The sequence below is a fragment of the Treponema sp. R8-4-B8 genome, assembly GCF_054786175.1.
The window spans coordinates 46,610-64,610 of sequence record NZ_BDHE01000484.1 but is presented as its reverse complement, the minus strand read 5'-3'; the positions used below and the strand labels follow the sequence as shown (position 1 = coordinate 64,610).

14 protein-coding genes and 1 tRNA gene are annotated in these 18,001 nt (G+C 44.5%); 8 read left to right on the top strand and 7 right to left on the bottom strand.

All coding sequences use genetic code 11. The features are described 5' to 3' along the window. The first annotated feature begins 15 nt into the window (after positions 1-15). Genes ACYVRA_RS11440 through tsaB form a run of 3 tightly spaced genes read left to right on the top strand, consistent with a single transcriptional unit; the run spans position 16 to position 1,397 of the window. Positions 16-279, top strand: coding sequence for a hypothetical protein (locus ACYVRA_RS11440; protein ID WP_461252836.1), 264 nt, complete (start codon positions 16-18; stop codon positions 277-279). A gap of 3 nt (positions 280-282) precedes the next feature. Then, the gene (gene tsaE / locus ACYVRA_RS11435; protein ID WP_461252835.1) at positions 283-714 is read left to right on the top strand and encodes a tRNA (adenosine(37)-N6)-threonylcarbamoyltransferase complex ATPase subunit type 1 TsaE; all 432 of its coding nucleotides are present in this window, start codon (positions 283-285) and stop codon (positions 712-714) included. After that, positions 711-1,397, top strand: coding sequence for a tRNA (adenosine(37)-N6)-threonylcarbamoyltransferase complex dimerization subunit type 1 TsaB (tsaB, locus tag ACYVRA_RS11430; RefSeq protein ID WP_461252834.1), 687 nt, complete (start codon positions 711-713; stop codon positions 1,395-1,397). The genes tsaE and tsaB overlap by 4 nt, the downstream gene beginning before the upstream one ends. 107 nt (positions 1,398-1,504) lie before the next feature. Here the strand turns inward: tsaB and hemW are convergent, their stop codons facing one another. The 4 genes from hemW to mfd form a co-directional block, all read right to left on the bottom strand. Then, complete coding sequence (gene hemW, locus ACYVRA_RS11425; protein ID WP_461252833.1) at positions 1,505-2,722, bottom strand: radical SAM family heme chaperone HemW; 1,218 nt, start codon at positions 2,720-2,722, stop codon at positions 1,505-1,507. Positions 2,723-2,724: 2 nt separating this feature from the next. After that, complete coding sequence (lepB, locus tag ACYVRA_RS11420; RefSeq protein WP_461252832.1) at positions 2,725-3,450, bottom strand: signal peptidase I; 726 nt, start codon at positions 3,448-3,450, stop codon at positions 2,725-2,727. Positions 3,451-3,457: 7 nt separating this feature from the next. After that, positions 3,458-4,453 carry a signal peptidase I gene (gene lepB, locus ACYVRA_RS11415; protein WP_461252831.1) on the bottom strand — a complete coding sequence of 332 codons (996 nt, stop codon included), beginning with the start codon at positions 4,451-4,453 and terminating at the stop codon, positions 3,458-3,460. Positions 4,454-4,665: 212 nt separating this feature from the next. Beyond that, positions 4,666-8,091: a transcription-repair coupling factor gene (mfd, locus tag ACYVRA_RS11410; RefSeq protein ID WP_461252830.1), complete on the bottom strand. Its 3,426-nt coding sequence runs from the start codon at positions 8,089-8,091 to the stop codon at positions 4,666-4,668. Positions 8,092-8,158: 67 nt separating this feature from the next. Here mfd and ACYVRA_RS11405 point away from each other — a divergent pair, with 67 nt between their 5' ends. Genes ACYVRA_RS11405 through ACYVRA_RS11395 form a run of 3 tightly spaced genes read left to right on the top strand, consistent with a single transcriptional unit; the run spans position 8,159 to position 10,084 of the window. Further along, positions 8,159-9,133: a hypothetical protein gene (locus tag ACYVRA_RS11405; protein ID WP_461252829.1), complete on the top strand. Its 975-nt coding sequence runs from the start codon at positions 8,159-8,161 to the stop codon at positions 9,131-9,133. Between the two features lie 34 nt (positions 9,134-9,167). Next, complete coding sequence (locus tag ACYVRA_RS11400; RefSeq protein WP_461252828.1) at positions 9,168-9,554, top strand: hypothetical protein; 387 nt, start codon at positions 9,168-9,170, stop codon at positions 9,552-9,554. Beyond that, the gene (locus ACYVRA_RS11395) at positions 9,554-10,084 is read left to right on the top strand and encodes an adenine phosphoribosyltransferase (protein WP_461252827.1); all 531 of its coding nucleotides are present in this window, start codon (positions 9,554-9,556) and stop codon (positions 10,082-10,084) included. The genes ACYVRA_RS11400 and ACYVRA_RS11395 overlap by 1 nt, the downstream gene beginning before the upstream one ends. Positions 10,085-10,315: 231 nt before the next feature. On the opposite strand, the gene ACYVRA_RS11390 is transcribed toward ACYVRA_RS11395, so the two are convergent. Together ACYVRA_RS11390 and ACYVRA_RS11385 are read right to left on the bottom strand one after the other, a co-directional pair. Next, positions 10,316-10,387 (bottom strand) — tRNA-Glu (locus ACYVRA_RS11390). A 40-nt stretch (positions 10,388-10,427) separates the two neighbouring features. Next, positions 10,428-11,597, bottom strand: a complete 1,170-nt coding sequence (locus tag ACYVRA_RS11385) for a nucleoside-diphosphate kinase (protein ID WP_461252826.1) — start codon at positions 11,595-11,597, stop codon at positions 10,428-10,430. 274 nt (positions 11,598-11,871) lie between these two features. On the opposite strand from ACYVRA_RS11385, the gene fusA reads away from it, so the two are divergent. Next, complete coding sequence (gene fusA, locus ACYVRA_RS11380) at positions 11,872-13,917, top strand: elongation factor G (protein WP_461252825.1); 2,046 nt, start codon at positions 11,872-11,874, stop codon at positions 13,915-13,917. A gap of 30 nt (positions 13,918-13,947) precedes the next feature. Here the strand turns inward: fusA and ACYVRA_RS11375 are convergent, their stop codons facing one another. Continuing rightward, positions 13,948-14,073 carry a hypothetical protein gene (locus tag ACYVRA_RS11375; RefSeq protein ID WP_461252824.1) on the bottom strand — a complete coding sequence of 42 codons (126 nt, stop codon included), beginning with the start codon at positions 14,071-14,073 and terminating at the stop codon, positions 13,948-13,950. A gap of 35 nt (positions 14,074-14,108) precedes the next feature. Between ACYVRA_RS11375 and ACYVRA_RS11370 the strand changes: the two genes are divergently transcribed. Beyond that, positions 14,109-17,978: a GLUG motif-containing protein gene (locus tag ACYVRA_RS11370; RefSeq protein ID WP_461252823.1), complete on the top strand. Its 3,870-nt coding sequence runs from the start codon at positions 14,109-14,111 to the stop codon at positions 17,976-17,978. Positions 17,979-18,001: the final 23 nt, after the last annotated feature.

Sequence of the window (18,001 nt, the reverse complement as noted above, 5' to 3'; positions counted from 1 at the left end):
AAAAAGGATAAAAGGATGAAGATTGTAACATTAAAAGACATGATCAGAAAGGATGTCCCCATTTACTACAGAAAGCTTTATACAAGCGTCGCGGTTATTGAATTAAATAACAAGCAAAACGATTACCGTATTGATTTTTCCATAGAAGTAAAACCAACGGGCCAAAAAGAAGTCGCCGTAACATTTATTGACGCTGTTGATTATCCTCTTGTTCCCGTAATAAGGGAACTTAAACGCCATATATACGAGTTGGACTGCGCCGACGGGCTTCCCGACTAAAATATGATTGACATAGTTTCTAATTCCCCAGAAGAAACTATTATCCTTGGAAAACGGATTGCAAGTTTTCTTTCTGCCGGTTCCGTTATCGCCCTTGAAGGCTGTCTTGGAAGCGGAAAAACCTGCCTTACAAAGGGCATTGCGCTTGGTTTGGGCATAACGGAAAATATTACAAGCCCAACATATACAATAATCAATGAATATCAAAATGGCTCCTCCCCCGCTCTGTTTCACATTGACGCTTACCGTTTAAATTGTTATAAAGATTTTGAAGATATTGGCGGAGATGATATAATTAATTCAGACGGGATTTCAATAATTGAATGGAGCGAACGCATACCAGAATCAATTCCTGAAAATTCAATTAAAATCCGCATGGAGATAACAAGCCCCGTTTCCAGAGCGATAAAAATTAAAGGGCTTGATAAATTATGAAATTGCTTGCGATAGACACTGCTGCGTCCATTCTTTCAGTTGCTGTCTCCAATGAAGAAGAAATATTTTCCTCTGAAACGGAAGCCGGAACAAGCCATTCGCAGCTTATAATGGAATTAATTGACGGCCTTATAAAAAAAGCCGGCATCCAGCCCAAGGATATTAACGGCATTCTTTGCATGGGCGGCCCTGGTTCATTCACAGGCCTTAGAATCGGTTATTCAATAGCCAAAGGTCTTGCCCTCTCTTTATCAGTCCCCTTCGCGCCCGTCCCAACCCTTGAATGTATCGCCAATAATGAGCGATTTGCGCTGGGGGTAACTCTGTCTGTAATTGAAGCCAGAAAAAACGCTTTTTTCTACGCCTTTTTTAAAGACGGGCAACGCCTGACGGAAGATAAAGACTCAAATTTATCACAAATAATAAATGATATAGAGCTATATAAAAATGAATATAAACAAATAACCCTAACAGGCCCCGGCTCAAAACTCCTTTACGATTCCTTGACTGAAAACACAAAAGATAGTCTTACGCTTGTTTTTGAAAAAAACGGCTATGCGAAAGAACTAATCGCCATCGCTAAGAGCAACAATTTATTTAACAAGGACTGCACGCCCTATCTATATTCAGGACCTGAATACATTAGAAAAACCGACGCTGAACTTTCTCTTAGTAATCTGTAACATTTAATTATTTACAAAGAAGACCTCTCGCAGAGGCGCAGAGGCGCAAAGTTGTTGTTCGTGAGATTATCGTTTTTTTTTCAAGATTTGTAGTTAAACTAATATATTTAGATCAAAGATGAGCTATCGGACAGGAACTTTGCGCCTCTGCGCCTTTGCGAGAGAAAATTTTGGAATAATGTTTTAAAAGTTCCATCTATCTCCATAAATGCGTCATTTAGGAAACTGTTCAAAAAAAGCATTTTGTCTTTTTCTTTCCATTTTTCTAAGGTTTCGGGAATACTTTCTTCAAGCGTGAGACCAAAACGGCTCTTGAACAATTCCCTATCCGGGCCTTCTTTTAAACGGAAACCCATTAATATTACGTCTTTTAAAAGAGCTGTTTTATCAATGTTTTCGCAGAGCGCGGAGGTTATTAACGGTGATTTTATATACGCGTCAACATCATGGGCGTAAGTAAACCGTTTAGCCTGAGCGGAGTCTTCGTTTATTAAAGTGCCTGACGCTGATGGGCCGGCTCCTATCCAGTTTTTCATCTGCCAGTAACGAAGGTTGTGAAGACATTGTTTCCCATCCAGAGCGAAATTGGAAACTTCATAGTGGTTGTAACCTTCGCTTTTAAGCAAATCGCGCCCGTAGAGCCAAAGAGAATCAGTTTTATCACTGTCCGGCAGGATAATTTTTTGGGCTTTTATTTTTTCTTCCAGGGCGGTGTTTTTTTCTAAGGTCAGGCTGTAAAGCGAAATATGCGAAGGATTGTGGGCGCAAACGCGGTTTATGTCTTCCTCGATAATTTTTTCATCCTGATGAGGGAAGCCGGTCATAAGGTCAAAAGACAAGTCCGCTCCACTTTGAGCGCCGGGAAAATATTGACAGGCGAGGTTTAATTGGCTCTCCAGAAAAAACGCGTTTCCTTTCCTGTTTACTGATAGGCGCGAAGGCTCATGGAAGGTTTGCGCTCCAAGACTTAGCCTGTTCACTCCACCCCGCCTGCAAAGAGAGAGAAACTCTTCCGTAATTGATTCGGGATTCGCCTCTACGGTAAATTCTTCATGCGTAAAAAAGGGGATTTCTTTTAACGCTTCAAAAAGGGGGGATATTTTTGTACCAAGAACGGACGGCGTTCCGCCTCCTATGTAAACAGTCGGAATTTCGTTAATGTTAAAATACTCTATTTGAAATTTTATATCTGTAATAAGAGCCGTAATAAATGATTCAATATACTCTTCATTTAAATTTTTCACGGTTACCGAATAAAAATCACAGTAATCGCAGAAGGAATCGCAAAAAGGGATATGTATATACAGTGAAGCGCTTGTTTTCAATTTTAAAGCAGGTCAAATTTCACAAAAGGCCAGAACCTGAGCAAAGCTCTCGCTACGATTAACGAAGGGGAGACCGCCCCCCACGTCCGTGAATCGTTAGTGTTGCTTCTGTCGTCTGAAATTACAAAACATTCGTCGGGACCCAAAATAACGGTGTCCATGCTTCCCGAAAAAGGAATTGAGCCGTCCCATAATTCAGGCGTCTTTGGAATAAGCGGCTGATACGGCTTTTCTGAAAGTTCGAACTCCGTAAGGCTGTACGTGCTTCCCGCGGCTTTTACCCCGAACACATAATTGCTCATGGAAATTTCATCGCCGGGAAGCGCGATAACTCTTTTTACATAGTACTGCCCTTTTCCTGAAAATATGCTTTTCTTTTGCGCCGTAAAGAACCTTACAATTCCGTCAACAATACGCAGGGGAATTTTCTTGTCTTTATAATGCCCCATATCCACCAATACGACGCTTCCGCGTTTGAACGGAAAATAATTCTGTTCGTTTTTGTTACGTAGCCAAGAAGGAATAACAAATGACGTAAATATTAAACGATCCCCGGAATTAAGCCCCGGCTGCATAGTATTATTATCTACTGACCACGTTGAAAAGAGGAATGCGTTAAAACAATTATATATAACATACAGAATAATAAAAATAAAAAGATATTTAAAAAGTTTATTTCTCTGTTTTTTTTGCGCGGTATATGAATATTGCGTCCATTTATCAAACATATTTATCCTAATGCATTGTTCCCATTCGCCATAAAGGCCAATAAATAAACATCCCTTTTCCAAGAATTTTTGACTTCTTCACAGGGCCAAAATAACGCCCGTCCCTGGAATTGTCGCGGTTGTCCCCCATCGGCAATATTCTTCCATTTGGCACATACCAGCCAAGTCTCTGTTTTGCCAAAAGCGTCGCGTAACGTCCGTCGCCGGGAGACGCTTTTCGCAATGTTTCAATCCTTATTTTTTCATAGGTAAGAAAATCGGGATACCGCATTTCACTTGATGCCTGAGACTTTGAATATAAATCTTGTGAAGGATTCAGTTTAGCGTCAATCCATCCCGCCGCTTTAGCCGCCGCGTTCAGCGCCGAATATTGTTCCTGCGGCATTAATCTGCTTATATTGTGGTTCCACCCGACAGACGCGTTATATTCACTTTCATCAACCCAGCGGTCTTCTCCTGAAAAACGTATCTTCATGTCGCCGTTCTCCATGATTAAATGATCTCCCGAATATCCGACTGATCTTTTAATGAGAAAATGAACTCTCGGCTCCCCTTTTTCGTCCTTATCAATATCAACAAAGGTCAGGGTAAGCATATAGATAATGCGCTGCGTTACGTCAAAAGCGACTCCCCTTGAGATATACGAAGGATTTTCAAAAATAATAATGTCATTGCGCTTAGGGCTTATAAGGCTTGGCAGTTTAAAAAAACCGGGCAGTATTTCAGGCCCGTAAATAATTTTATTGACAAAAACAAAGTCTCCGATATTAAGCGTGTCTATCATTGACCCGGAAGGAATCCTATACGCCTGCACTAAATACTGATTTGCCAGCAAAACCATACAGGCAGCCCAAATAAACGCGTCCAGCCAATCTAAAATGGGGTTTTTTGCCTTTCGCTTTTCCTTTTTTTCATGGCGGAGACGCGCCCGCTTAGTCAGGTATTTTTCCGTAATTAGCTGAACGTTGTCAAAAAAGTCAGCCTGTTTTGATGTATTTGGCATTTATCACATAATACCACAAAGTATGCTTTTATAGCAAGAATATTGAGAAAATTCTCTCGCAAAGGCGCAAAGGACGCGAAGTTGTTATTCGAGGGATTATCGTTTTTCCTTCATGATTTGTAGTCAAACTAATATATCTAGTCAATAATGAGCTATCGGACAGTAACTTTGCGCCTTTGCGCCTTTGCGAGAGAAAATTTGGGAATATTTCACTATCCAGCCAAAGAGGACAGTTTTTCGCGGATAAATTCGCTTTTTTCTTTTAGGCCGACGCTGCCTGTTTTAAGCAAGAGGGCGTTTGCGCATTTGGGGTCGAGTTTTATTTTGCCGGCGGATTGCTGCATTAGGCGAACCAGCCTGTCCACTTTTACGCGGGCTACCTTTGCGAACTCTATACGCACTACGCCGGTTCTCTCTTTTAGCGAAGATACCGCAAGTTGGCGGCATATAATTCTGATTTCGGCAAGGGCTAACAAAGACGCGGCTTCGTCGGGTAACGGGCCAAAACGGTCGAGTAACTCAGAGTATACGCGCTCCAAGTCTTCTTTGTCGCGTATTGCGGCTATCATTTTATAAACTTCCATTTTCTGCTGGGGGGAATCAATGTACGAGTCGGGGATAAAGCCCGTATATTCAAGCTCAAGCAAGGTTTCAGTATCTGGTTCATAATTTGAGTCTTCAAGACGTTTTACCGCCTCGTCTAAGAGCTTCACGTATAAATCAAACCCTACTGAATAAATATCTCCCGACTGTTCCCTCCCTAAAAGATTTCCCGCTCCCCTAATTTCCATGTCTTTTCTCGCAATTTTAAAACCGGAGCCAAGTTCAGTAAAATCGGAAATTGTCTGCAAACGCTTCATAGCTATTTCTGAAAGGGCTTTTTGATCGGGGTAAAAAAGGTACGCGTATGCCACGCGGTCAGACCTGCCTACCCTGCCCCTAAGCTGGTATAACTGCGACACGCCGTACATGTCGGCGCTGTCTATGATAATTGTGTTGACATTTGGAATATCAATGCCGTTCTCGATAATAGTTGTTGATACAAGAACATGAAAGCCGCCGTGAATAAAACGGCGCATCACGTCTTCAAGTTCCTGCGCGTCCATCTGCCCGTGGGCCGTTTCAATCAGTATTTCAGGCATTAAATGTTCAAGTTTAATGCGGATGTCTTTTAACGTTTCAATTCGGTTGTGAAGAAAAAATACCTGCCCTCCCCGTTCAACCTCTCTGCGGACGGCCTGCGCGATTAAATAATTGTCGTATTCTTCGACAAATGTTTCTATCGGGTGCCTGCCTCCGGGGGCGGTAGCCAATAGGCTCATGTCCCTAATTTTTACAAGGCTCATATGAAGCGTGCGCGGGATTGGCGTCGCGGTAAGAGTCAGGCAGTCTACGTTTGTTTTTAATTCCTTTAAGCGTTCCTTGTCTTTAACGCCAAAACGCTGTTCTTCGTCAATCACTATCAAACCTAAGTTTTTAAATTGCACGTCACGTTGGATAATTCTGTGAGTGCCAATTAATAAATCAACCTCTCCTCTTTTTAACTGCTCAAGAATTATTCGCGTTTTTTTTCTGTCTACAAAGCGTGAAAGCATCGCGACTTTTACTGGGAAGCGTGAAAATCTTTCTTCAAAATTTTCATAGTGCTGCTCGACAAGAATTGTCGTGGGGGCGAGGAAGGCCGCCTGTTTCCCGCCCATTATCGCCTTAAAGCATGCCCTAAGGGCGACTTCTGTTTTTCCAAAGCCAACGTCTCCGCAGACAAGCCTGTCCATGGGAGAGATACTTTCCATATCCTGTTTTATCTCTTGAATACAGCGAAGCTGATCCTCCGTCTCGTCAAAAGGGAAGGCGGCTTCAAACATTGTCTGCCACTCGCTGTCTTTGGGGAAGGCGAAGCCCTGCGCCCGCTTCCGTTTTGAATAGAGTTCTATCAGTTTCTGTGCGATGTCCTCTACGGATTTTTTTACTTTTCCCTTTCTGTTCTCCCAGCTCTTAGAACCGATCTTGTCAAGGCGCGGCGACTGCAAGCCGTTATTCCCGATATACCGCTGTACAAGGTTAAGCTGTTCCACCGGAACAAACACGGTTTCCTCGTCGGCATATTCAATTTTTATATAGTCTCTTTCATTGCCGCCTGACGATAATCTTTCGATACCTTTAAAAAGACCGATGCCGTGGTTTACATGGACAATGTAATCGCCGGGATTAATTTCTAAGAATGTGTCTATGGGGCTTGAACGCGCGGTTTTTAAAGATCGGGGAGGAAGTTTTCTTCTGCCAAAAATTTCATTTTCCTGCACCAGCATAAATTTTATGTCAGGCAGGTTGAAACCGGCGGTTAGGGGGACTGCCATAATAGACAATGATTTATGCGGTTCAAGCAACACTTTTATACGGTCTGCCTGCACCTGCGATTCGGCGGCGACTGCGATTTGCCAGCCGCTTTCAAGCAGAGAGGCAAATTCTTCTTTTAAATAATTGATGTTGCCAAAGAAACTGCGTCCCGGTTCGCAGCTTAGCTCAATGTGGCAGGCTCCTTTTTTTGCCTCTCCCTTAATCGACCTGAATGAGATCATACGGGAAACGGAAGACGCGTGTTCATTAAGAATTTCATCAAAATTAAAAAGCAGTTTCTCAGGAAGCGGGTATTCGCATTTTTCCCTTACCGCTCTTGAATAAAAACCGTGGTATTCGCGCACAAGGCTCTCATGGGTATTTTCAAGCCGCTCCCTGTCGAGTAAAAACAACGTGCCTTTTTGCCCGATGTAATCAAAAAGGCAACTTGGTTTTTCAAAGGCAAGGGAAAAAAACATTTCTTCGCCCTTTACGCTCTGAGTGGAAATCAGGCTTTCAATCACGGATTTTCCGCCGTCGGAAAATTCCTTACTGGCAGACAGGTTATTTTGCAGAGTATCAATCCTGTCATCAGTCCAGATAACTTCTTTCATAGGGCGGATAATTAACTCCTGTAACTTTACATTACCCGTACCCTGCATTAAAGGGTCAAAACTTTTAATTGTCTCCACTTTGTCAAAGTCAAATAGAACCCTGTACGCGTCTTCATCGCCGCCCATGAAAATATCAAGCACTTCCCCGCGAAGGGCGAACTCCCCTTGAACTTGCACGCGGGGAACGCGCGTGTACCCGTATGTGACAAGGGTTTTTGAAAGCGCGGGGGTATCAATTTTGCCTCCCGGTTTAAGCGAGAAAACCAGTTTTTTAATGTAGCTTTCAGGGGGGACAGTGGTAAGAAGCGCCCTTTGCGGGATAATGACAATACCCTCTTTTTTAACCGCCATGTCCGCTAAAACTTTGGCTCTTTCCCTAAAGACAAGCGCAAGCGGGGACAATTCCCTGTAAGGCGCGTTTCCCCACCAGGGGAATTTAACGCAGGGAAGGCCTGAATTCGCCAAATCCGTCAAAAGACCGTTAGCCGCGTCCTCATGCGGGACAATGACAAAAATATTTCCGCCTAAAATCTTGTAAATTTGAGCGATTAACAGGGAATTTAGCGAGCCTTCGCAGCCCTCAATATCTATTGGAAATTTCCCTTCTTTTACGGCGGCAAAAAGGGTTGAAATACTGCGGCATACGCCCGTCTTCTGTAAAAGCTCAGGAAATGATAAGGTATTCATAGAAATCTACCGATTACTATAATATAGAAGTGTGTTTAATGTGAACACTAAAAATGAGGGAGTTATAATGAAAAATTTATTCCGGTTTGGGATATTGAGCTTTTTGATTCTGACAAACCTTTCCAACATTTACGCTCTTGAATCACCCGGTACGGTGGATTTTAGCATACGTTTTTATGACAGGCGCGTTTACTACGCGCAAACCGATCCGATTTTTGTGCAGATAACCATTACCAATAACAGCCCGTCCCCGTACCGTTTTAAGCTTGCCGATGACAGGGCGTTTTCCGTTGATTTTGACATAAGAACGATGTCCAACCGCCCTTTACAGCAGGCAGATTCGTTAATCAGGAAACGGACTGTAACCGGCCAGGTTTTCTTCCGCGAAGTGGCGATTGAAAGCGGCGAATCGTTCTCCTTTGTAGAGAATCTTTGCGATTATATCAATTTTGGGCAAACCGGCTCTTTCAGGGTCAAGGCAAGGATTTACCCGGAACTGTTCAAATCAGGCGGAGCCTTGGCTTTTGAATCAAATTACCTCAGCCTGACTTTGCGCCCTGCCCTCATTAATGGCCCGGACGGCATCCCTGTTGAAATGGACGTAGCCACGGGCGCGGTTCTTGTAAGGCAGAGAATTCCCCCCGACGAGGTCGTCTCCTATATGATTACAGCCCGCCAAACGTCGCAATGGGAAAAATTCTTTTTATACCTTGACCTTGAAGCCATGCTTAAAAAAGACCCTGTTCAAAGCCGCAAATATAACGCTGAAAACGAGGAAGGCAGGCGGCGGATGGTTATCGCTTACAGGCAAAACCTTCAAAATGCCGTAATCGACGGGGATATTGTGGTTATTCCCACTTCTTTTGAGATTTTAAAAACCCAATACAACAACGATGAGGGAACCGTCGTAGTTCTTCAGCGGTACAGGTTCCCAAATTACACGGAATTAAGGGAATATACGTACTATCTTGAAAAAGAAGACAATTTCTGGAGTATTGTAAATTACTCGGTTCAAAAAATGGGAACCACAAGTAATGATTGACACTTAAATAAAAATATTATAGGATGATAATATAGTGAGCAAAAAAGCATTAATTATAACCGACGGAACTGAATCAATTATTTCTTTAGCGGAGCCGATTAAAAACGCCCTTGCCGGTTTTGACGTAAAAATCAAAAATGGGGATAAATTTGAGGGAACCGACTTGCTCCCAGCCGATATATTTTTTATTGGCTGTGAAAATCCGTCCCCGTCATCGTTTGCCTATCTTGAAGAAATGCTCTCCCACATCAATCTCGCGGGAAGAAAATGCGGTATTTTTTCCGTAAATCAAAAATCGCTAAAATACCTTAGCGGTATTTTAAAAGACTGCGAAGCCGCTCTTGGCGAGACTATGCTTTCGGCAGACGGCGGCTATCAACAGTCCGACATAAACAAATGGATTAAAGGGTTATTAAAATAATGTCAGAATTTAATCTTGATGATTACATCAGAAAAGTTCCCGATTTCCCCAAAAAAGGCATTCTTTTTTATGATATAACAAGCATTCTTGCCTCTCCTAAAGCTTTTAAATACTGTATCGACAAAATGACTGAAATCTACAAAGGGCAAACCATTGACGCGATAGCCGCGATAGAGGCAAGAGGTTTTTTATTTGCCGCCGCTTACGCGTATCACAACAGTATTCCCGTAATTCCAATCCGCAAAAAAGGCAAACTTCCCGGCGTTACCCTGTCCAAGAAATACGATCTTGAGTACGCCCAAGCCGAGATTGAAGTTCACGCCGCCGACGTTCCAAAAGGAAAGCGCGTTCTTCTTACCGACGATCTTATCGCCACAGGCGGCACCCTAAACGCCGCCCGCTCCCTGCTGCTAGAAGGCGGCGCGATAGTCCCGGAAATTTTCGGCATAGTAGGCCTACCCTTCCTAAATTACGGCAAAATACTGGCTCCCACTCCTGTTACTACTTTAATAAATTATAGCGTTGAATAAATTTTTTTGTTGTAACAGCAAAAACTTTACAAAACATTATTCCCAAGTTTTTCACGCAGAGGCGCAAAGGCGCAGAGGACGCAAAGTACTTATCCGATAGTCCATATTGACTAGATATATTAGTTTAACTACAAATCTTGAAGGAAAAACGATGATCTTACGAACAACAACTTTGCGCCTTCGCGCCTTTGCGTGAGGTCTTCTTTATAAATATTTAGCTGTTAGACTAATTAGCCCCTAGGAGAATCGAACTCCTCTTTTAAGATTGAGAATCTCATGTCCTAACCGATAGACGAAGGGGCCTTTCTTTAATATAGCAATTTAATTTTTTAGAGTCAATATTTTAGCCTATCTGCTCTTTGATAATTGATACTACCGAATTATGATTGATCTTAACGATGTTTTGTTCCCTCTCGTAGCTTTCCGAAGAATCAGACGCGTGCGCGGTGTTTACCATTACATTGCTGCCAAACTCTCGGCGGACGGTGCCGTCGGGGGCTTTGAGCGGGTCAGTCGGGCCAAGGACATCCCTTATTTTTTTTATCGCGTTCTCGCCTTCGTAAACAATGATCATGCACTTAACATCGCCGGGTTTTTCCTTGTCTTCTGGCGAATAACCGTAAGGCCGCCTTCCCGACATAAATTCTACAATACTGTAAAATTGATCCCTCGCGCATTCCGAGCCAAACCCCGCGCCTAAAACATCCGACAGCTCTTTACTGATTGTAAAATGAAATTCTTTTTCTAAAAGCTCAACCGCCTTTTTGCCAAAATTGGAAGCTAAATTTTTCTTTAGCACTTCTTCCACAGGACCGTAAAAATCAAGAGCCTGCGCGAGTGAAAAACGGTGAACTTTAATTCCGATTATGCGAAGGCCGGTGCGGGAAAACATGTCGATAATCGCGCCGGGGCGGGAAGAATTGTATTTCCAGTTGTCAGGTTTTATAATTACAAGGGTTCTTTCTATTTTTGATGGATCGGGATACTCTACATTTTGAACAAGGTTTTCCTTGCCGTCAAGAAAATTGGCGAACATTTTAAGATCGAGATTCGCTTCTTCCTGCGATCTTGGAGTAAGAACGGCGGGTTCAAAGTAGCGGACTTCATCGGGATTTTCGGCGGAAAAGATCAAATCCGAATACGTGTCGCGGATTGTCTCTCCGGCGAGAGCGTCAACTTCTACATGCTGGGTGTATAAATGTCCGCATACGTTTAAAAGTTTTTCGCATGGGTTCTCTCCTTTAAATAAAAGAAAAAGCGTCCTATGCGGCCTTCCGCCTGACGGGCCAAAATACTGTTTTACATAATCCGCCAAAAGAACAAGCTGGTTCTGAGGCGCCCTCTTCCTGAGTGAAAGCGCGTATTCATCCGCGAAGTTCTGATCCGCCGCAAATATCTGCGCCCCCGCCAACTCTAAATCGGTGCGCGTTAAAAGCCGCGAAAGCACCCCTCCTGTCCTGCTTTTAGCGACAGTGTAAGGAGTAACAAGAACATAAGATAAACCTATAGCCATATTTAAATAATTTTACATTATTTTTTAGTAATAAGCAACTATGTATTATGGAACAATTAAATATTTACAAAAAGACCGCTCGCAAAGGCGCGAAGGCGCAAAGTCTTTGTCCGACAGTCCATCTTTGATCTAGATATATTATTCTAACTACAAATCTCGAAGGAAAAACGACGATCCTACGAACAACAACTTTGCGCCTCTGCGCCTCTGCGAGAAAAAATTTGAAAATTATGTTTTGTGTTGAATAATTTTTATTTCTTCTCTAAAATGACCTATGCTCTCGACAATGCGGAATATCGGCATAATGGCGCACATTGATGCCGGCAAGACGACTACCACGGAAAGAATTCTCTTTTATACCGGAAAAAGCCACCGTATCGGCGAGGTTGACGACGGCGAGGCTATCATGGACTGGATGGATCAGGAGCAGGAACGCGGGATAACGATTCAAAGCGCCGCCACTACCGCTTATTGGAAAGGGTTTCAAATCAATATTATCGATACTCCAGGCCATGTCGATTTTTTCGCCGAAGTTGAGCGTTCCCTTCGCGTCTTGGACGGGGCTATCGCTATTTTTGACGCAGTTCATGGAGTGGAGCCGCAGACTGAAACCGTATGGCGGCAGGCTTGCAGATACAACGTCCCGTGCGTGGGGTATGTAAATAAGATGGACCGCGCGGGAGCGGATTTTTTTAACGTTATTGAAGACGTAAAAAACAAATTAAAAATTAACACTCTCGCTTTGCAAATACCAATCGGGAAAGAAAGTTCTTTTGAGGGCGTTATTGATTTAATAGAGATGAAAGAAATACGCTGGGATAACGACGGCGAAGATATGGCTTTTTCTCCGATAGCGCCCCAGCGGCAGGATGCGGCAAAACAATGGAGGGAAAAACTTATTGATACTCTGTCGGGCTTTTCCGACGCGATTACGGAAAAATACCTTGCCGGTGAAGAAATAGAGGCTTCTTTGATAAAGAGCGTTATTCGCAAAGCGGTGATTAAACGCGACATACTTCCGATGTTTGCGGGCGCGTCACGGCGTAATTTGGGCGTTCAGCCGGTTATTGACGCGGTTGTCGATTACCTTCCCGCGCCCGATGAGTGCGCTCCTGAGGTTGGGCATAATTTAAAAAAAGAGGAAGACATCAACATTCCGTGCAATCCAGACGGGAATCCGCTCGGCCTTGTTTTTAAGATTCAGAATGACAGAGAAGCCGGAAGCCTTTGTTATGTGAGGGTTTACTCCGGTTCTTTTAAATCGGGCAGTTCCGTTTACAATGTCGGTAAGAAAAAACGGGAAAGGGCGAATAGGATTTTAAGAATGCACTCGAATAAATCCGAGCCGATTGACAGCCTTAGCGCGGGAGACATCGGCGTTATTATCGGGATGAAGCTTGCCCAGACTGGGGACACAATAGGAAGCGAAGGCTGGCCTGTAGTACTTGAAAAAATGCAGTTTCCCGAACCTGTAATTTCAATTTCCATAGAGCCAAAAACAATTTCCGATCAAGATAAATTAAAGGACATACTGGCGATTCTTTCTAAAGAAGACCCGACTTTTACAACTAGGGAAAACGAGGAAACAGGGCAATTAATTATTTCCGGCATGGGGGAATTGCACCTTGACGTTCTTGTTACGCGCATATTAAGAGAGTACAAACTTGGAGCGAAGGTGGGCAATCCGCAGGTAACATACCGCGAGTCAATCAGCGCGGTAAAAGAACACAGCGAAAGTTTTTCTAAAATTATCGCCGGAAAAGAAAACGCCGCCGGTGTTACCCTGCGCGTAGAACCGGCAGTACGCGGCAGCGGCAATAAATATGTCTATGCGGCAAAAACTTCTTCCGGCAAAAGCGAAATTCCGCAGGAGATAATCGAGGCGGTTGAGCGCGGTATTAACGGGGCGTTTTCGTCGGGCATAGTAATGGGATACCCATGTATCGATATAACCGCCACAGTAACAAATATTCAGTATTCGGAACAAACCGGCACCCCCTTCGCGTTTGAAGCCTGCGCCAGCATGGCTTTTGACGAAGCGTGCAGAAACGCAAGCCCCATTCTTCTTGAGCCGATCATGGCGGTCGATTTAAGCGCTCCCCATGATTTTGTCGGCGAAGTGATGAGCCTTGTCACGCAAAGAGGCGGGCAGATAATCAGCATGAATTCAAAATCCGATGTTGACGAGATAAAAGCCCAGGCGCCAATGGAAAAGATGTTCGGGTTTATGACAAGCCTAAGAAGCGTGTCGCAGGGAAGGGCAAGCTTTACGCTGCAATTTTCACATTTTGAAAAAAAAGCGTCTTCTGACCGCTCATAAGCATTTTTCTTAAAACAGTGTCACGACTGTTTAACTGTAAATATCTTTCCTCATGCTGATTGTTTTACGGTTTTTGTTGTAATGCACAGCATTGGGGATAAAGCCGTTTTTTTTGTAAAAAACAAGAACGCCTTTGTCATGTAGCCGTATTGCCATTGACAATCTCACTTTGAAATGATAATATACTCTCAATGAATAAAAAAATAGCTATAAATACAAAATTCTCGACACAAAAACAGTTTCTTCCCGCTCTTGCCTTTCTTCTTTTTTCTCTTTTAATTCTTCTTTCGTCATGCGATTTATTCACCGGGCCAAAAGTAGACCTGTTTCAGGTAATCAGCGACGAGGTGGATTGGGCAAATGCGGCAAAGTTGACGGTGACTGTCGCCATCCCTTCGGGGTGGGGCAACAGCCCGCAGTTTGGGGAAGGCAAATGCGGAGACACCAGAGTGGGCTATCCGTTCAATGTGGAATTTACACCCGATTCGGGATATGGGTTTCAAGGGTGGCTTGCGTTTAACAGCGGCGATTACAGCCAGTCCGCAGTAAGCGCGATGGATTATGAACAGGCGTTAAGCGCGTCTATTAACGGCAACGGCGTTGAAATATCCAACGGGGAAGTTACAAATACCGGCGCGTATCCCGCCGTCGTCACCGTCCGCGTCAACATTCCCGTCACACTCGTCCCATTCTGCGGAGGGCGTCCGCAAATAATACGTTCCAACCCGCCGCTTATACCGGCTTTAAGCGCCTTCCCGTTCGACCAAAAAATATCGCTCGAATTCAATATGGCGATTAACAGGGATACGGCGGTAATAGGCGATACGATCCGCATAAGCGCGGTCTACAGAACAGGCACGGGAGCGGGGCAGCCAGCCGGAGACGACGGGGACGTTTCCGGGTTTTTCAAAATGTCAGCTAACCCCAATATCGAAGCCTCGCGGATTGAGATCGTCGTAAAAGACGAAGCCCCGTATCCCGCATCCGATTTGCAGCTTCTCAACATCAGCGTGGAAGTCGGGCCGGGCATAACCAACCTTTCAGGCGTCGCCATGCCGTCAGTCCAGACTATAACTTACCTTACCGACACAAGCATGGCGCAGAAAGTGTACGAAGCCAACAACATACAGGCGAGCAGGACGGACGGCGGCGGGTATTTTCAAGATGCGGGGACGCAGTGGAACAACCCCGCGATAGACAGGCGGTTTAATCAAACCGATAAAAACACCGTATATCTGCGGTTTACCGTAAATCCGCCGGAAGGCGTTACCCAACTGCCGAACCGCTTTAAGGTAATGGAAAGGCTGTCTAATAATCTTGACGGAATTTCTACGTCGGGAAGCACGACAACCGATTACGCAAACCTTGCCCCGGTAAGCAACGTCTATTCCATCGCCCACCCTCTGCAAACCACAGCGCCCGGAATAATCCAGTTGATAATACTCCCGTGGTATGAAGATGCCGTTCAAGCCGACAGCATAGAACCGCAGGACGCGAACGTCGCCCGTGATACGGGCCGCTATGTAACGGTGGTATTGGACACGGCGGCGCCCCGCTTGCTTGATCTTGGAGCGATAATAACAGGCGGTTCTCCTTCCGTTGTAAACAACGTAAACACCTACACCTTCAGCGAAAACGCAGCCCTGACGCTTGTATTAAACAACCTCACAAATCTCCGCGACAACGGCACGGAGGGTGGCATACCGCATCTGGAAGCGTGGAACAAGCCCTGGACGATGGACGAATGGCAGAACCTTCAATGGCGCGTATCCATAGGCGGTTATAATGCCGACTCTTCAGTTTGGTTTGGCGTTCAGACTAATTCCTTTTCAAGCGCCATTTCCTCTTTATCGTTAGATGAAGCGACACAGTATGACATTAATGTGTATTTCATCGACACGATGGGAAACGAATCCTCCCCCGTATCGGCGGGAGTGATACGGCAAATAAGCGGTTCTCCCATTCCTGTTACCGATCTTGCGGCGGCGGTCAATGCGGCGGGCGATTCGGTAACGGTAACATGGTCAACCCCGGCGGGCATGACCGGAGCGAGGCTGTATGTAAACAACGAATTAAAAACAAGCCCCGTCAGCGTTCAGAAAATAAACGCTGACAATGTAAGAAACGGTCAGGCGGTAAGCAACGTCCAAAAATACGAGATTAAAATAATAGCGTATAACGCCGCCGGAGACGCTGCTCCCGTAACGCTGTCGGTCTGGAACATACCGGGCATGAGCGTGAGCCAGACCGACCCGGCGGTTGAACTTGTGCAGGATAATTTTACGACAGCGACATTGAACGCGAATCTTTCAAGAACCTTGGTCCTTACCAGCGATGTCAGCGTGAGCGATTGGACGCCGACAGGAACATTTACCGGCAAGTTCTACGGCAACGGGCATACCGTTAGCATAAGCGGTTTAACAGTTCCGGCCACCGGGCCCGCCAATATCGGGCTTTTCGGCGAGGTGTCCGGCGAGACCGCCGTTGTACGCGATTTAACCGTGCGGTATTCGGGCGACGTAACCCGTTCCGGCGAGACCCACTTCGGCGGCATAGCGGGCATTATGTCGGGTACGGCGAGATTGGAAAACACGCTGGTTTTGGGCAACTTTTCAGTTAAGGTAAACACTGACCATGATACGGAAGTCGGGGGCTTCGCGGGAAGGATGAAAGACTCGGCAAGCATACTAAACGCCTACGGCGGGCTTGATCTTACGGTGGAACACCCCACCTGTAGTGGTAAGATGTCTAATCCTTATGAAGGAAGCTCCGTTTACATAGGCAGTATAGCGGGAATTGTTACGGGTGACGAAATAGAAGATAATACTGTAAAAGTAAATATTGATGAAGTAATAGGAGTGGGAAATATCAATGTTAATAATACCAGTGCCTGCTATATAGAAGACGCAGGCTTTCAAGGTCTTTGCGTGGGCGGGCTTGTGGGCCTTTTTTACGATGCTAATATTGAAGATTCCCAATACCGGCAGGGGCTTATTAATGTATATATTAATTCTGGAAGCCTCAATTTAGGAGGCGTAGCTGGAGTTATTGGAAGACTTGATTATTTTACTGATTTGAATTTTTCCGCTAAAACAATCAATTGTTCCTCTGTTGCCGGATCAATTGAAATTATAACTGTCTCTGATGGAGCAGCAGCAATTGGAGGTTTTGTAGGTCAGTTTAGTCTAGCAGATTTTGATAATTGTTATTCTGATAACCCGATATCTGTTAGTTCAGATGATAGTTATGAAAGTCCCGTTTTTTTGGGAGGTTTTGTTGGTTTTGTTGGTAATTCCTCCATTTCATACTGTTATTCAAATAGTGATGTAAGTTTATATTGTCCTGGGGGTAATATAGGTGGTTTTGCAGGTTATGTGTTTTTAAGCGATCTCGAATACTGTTATGCCTCGGGAAATGTAAATATATTAACAGGAGGTGGTTCGGCAGGAGGGTTTATTGGTAATTACTCAGGAAGGTACATCAAAAACTGTTACTCTCTGGGGAATGTATTTGTCGATTCAGGTTCTACAATGCAAGCCGGAGGTTTAATAGGTGTTGTTAGTGGTACTACAATTGAACATAATTTTTCTATGGGCGCAGTAGTAGCAACGTCTCTTTCTACTTCTATTTATGATTCGATAAATACAGGGTGTCTTATTGGTTTTGTAGATAAAATAAGTTTACACAATAATGTTGCTTTGGGCGCAAGCGTTAAGGTTACCAGTTCAATTACCACAAACATCGGGCGGATTGCCGGGAGATTATATAATAATCCTTCTTTATCTAACAACTACGCTAACGGTGATATGACGCTCTCAACACGCACGGCAAATGGCGCGGCATGGATTCCTGTTTCCCTTGATTATCTTGATACTCTTACTGATCCTGAGAAAGCCGCCACAAAAGACGGCGACAGCAAATACGAAGGCGATTTCCGCAAACCGACTTTCTGGAAAGATTTAGGTTTCTCCGAGGACGACTGGATTTTCTCCACCACGGTCGGCATGCGCCATCCCATTCTGCGGGCAAGAGACGGGTCGGAGATGGGGGGACAAAGGTAGGGGGGGAAAGAAGTGAGAAGTGA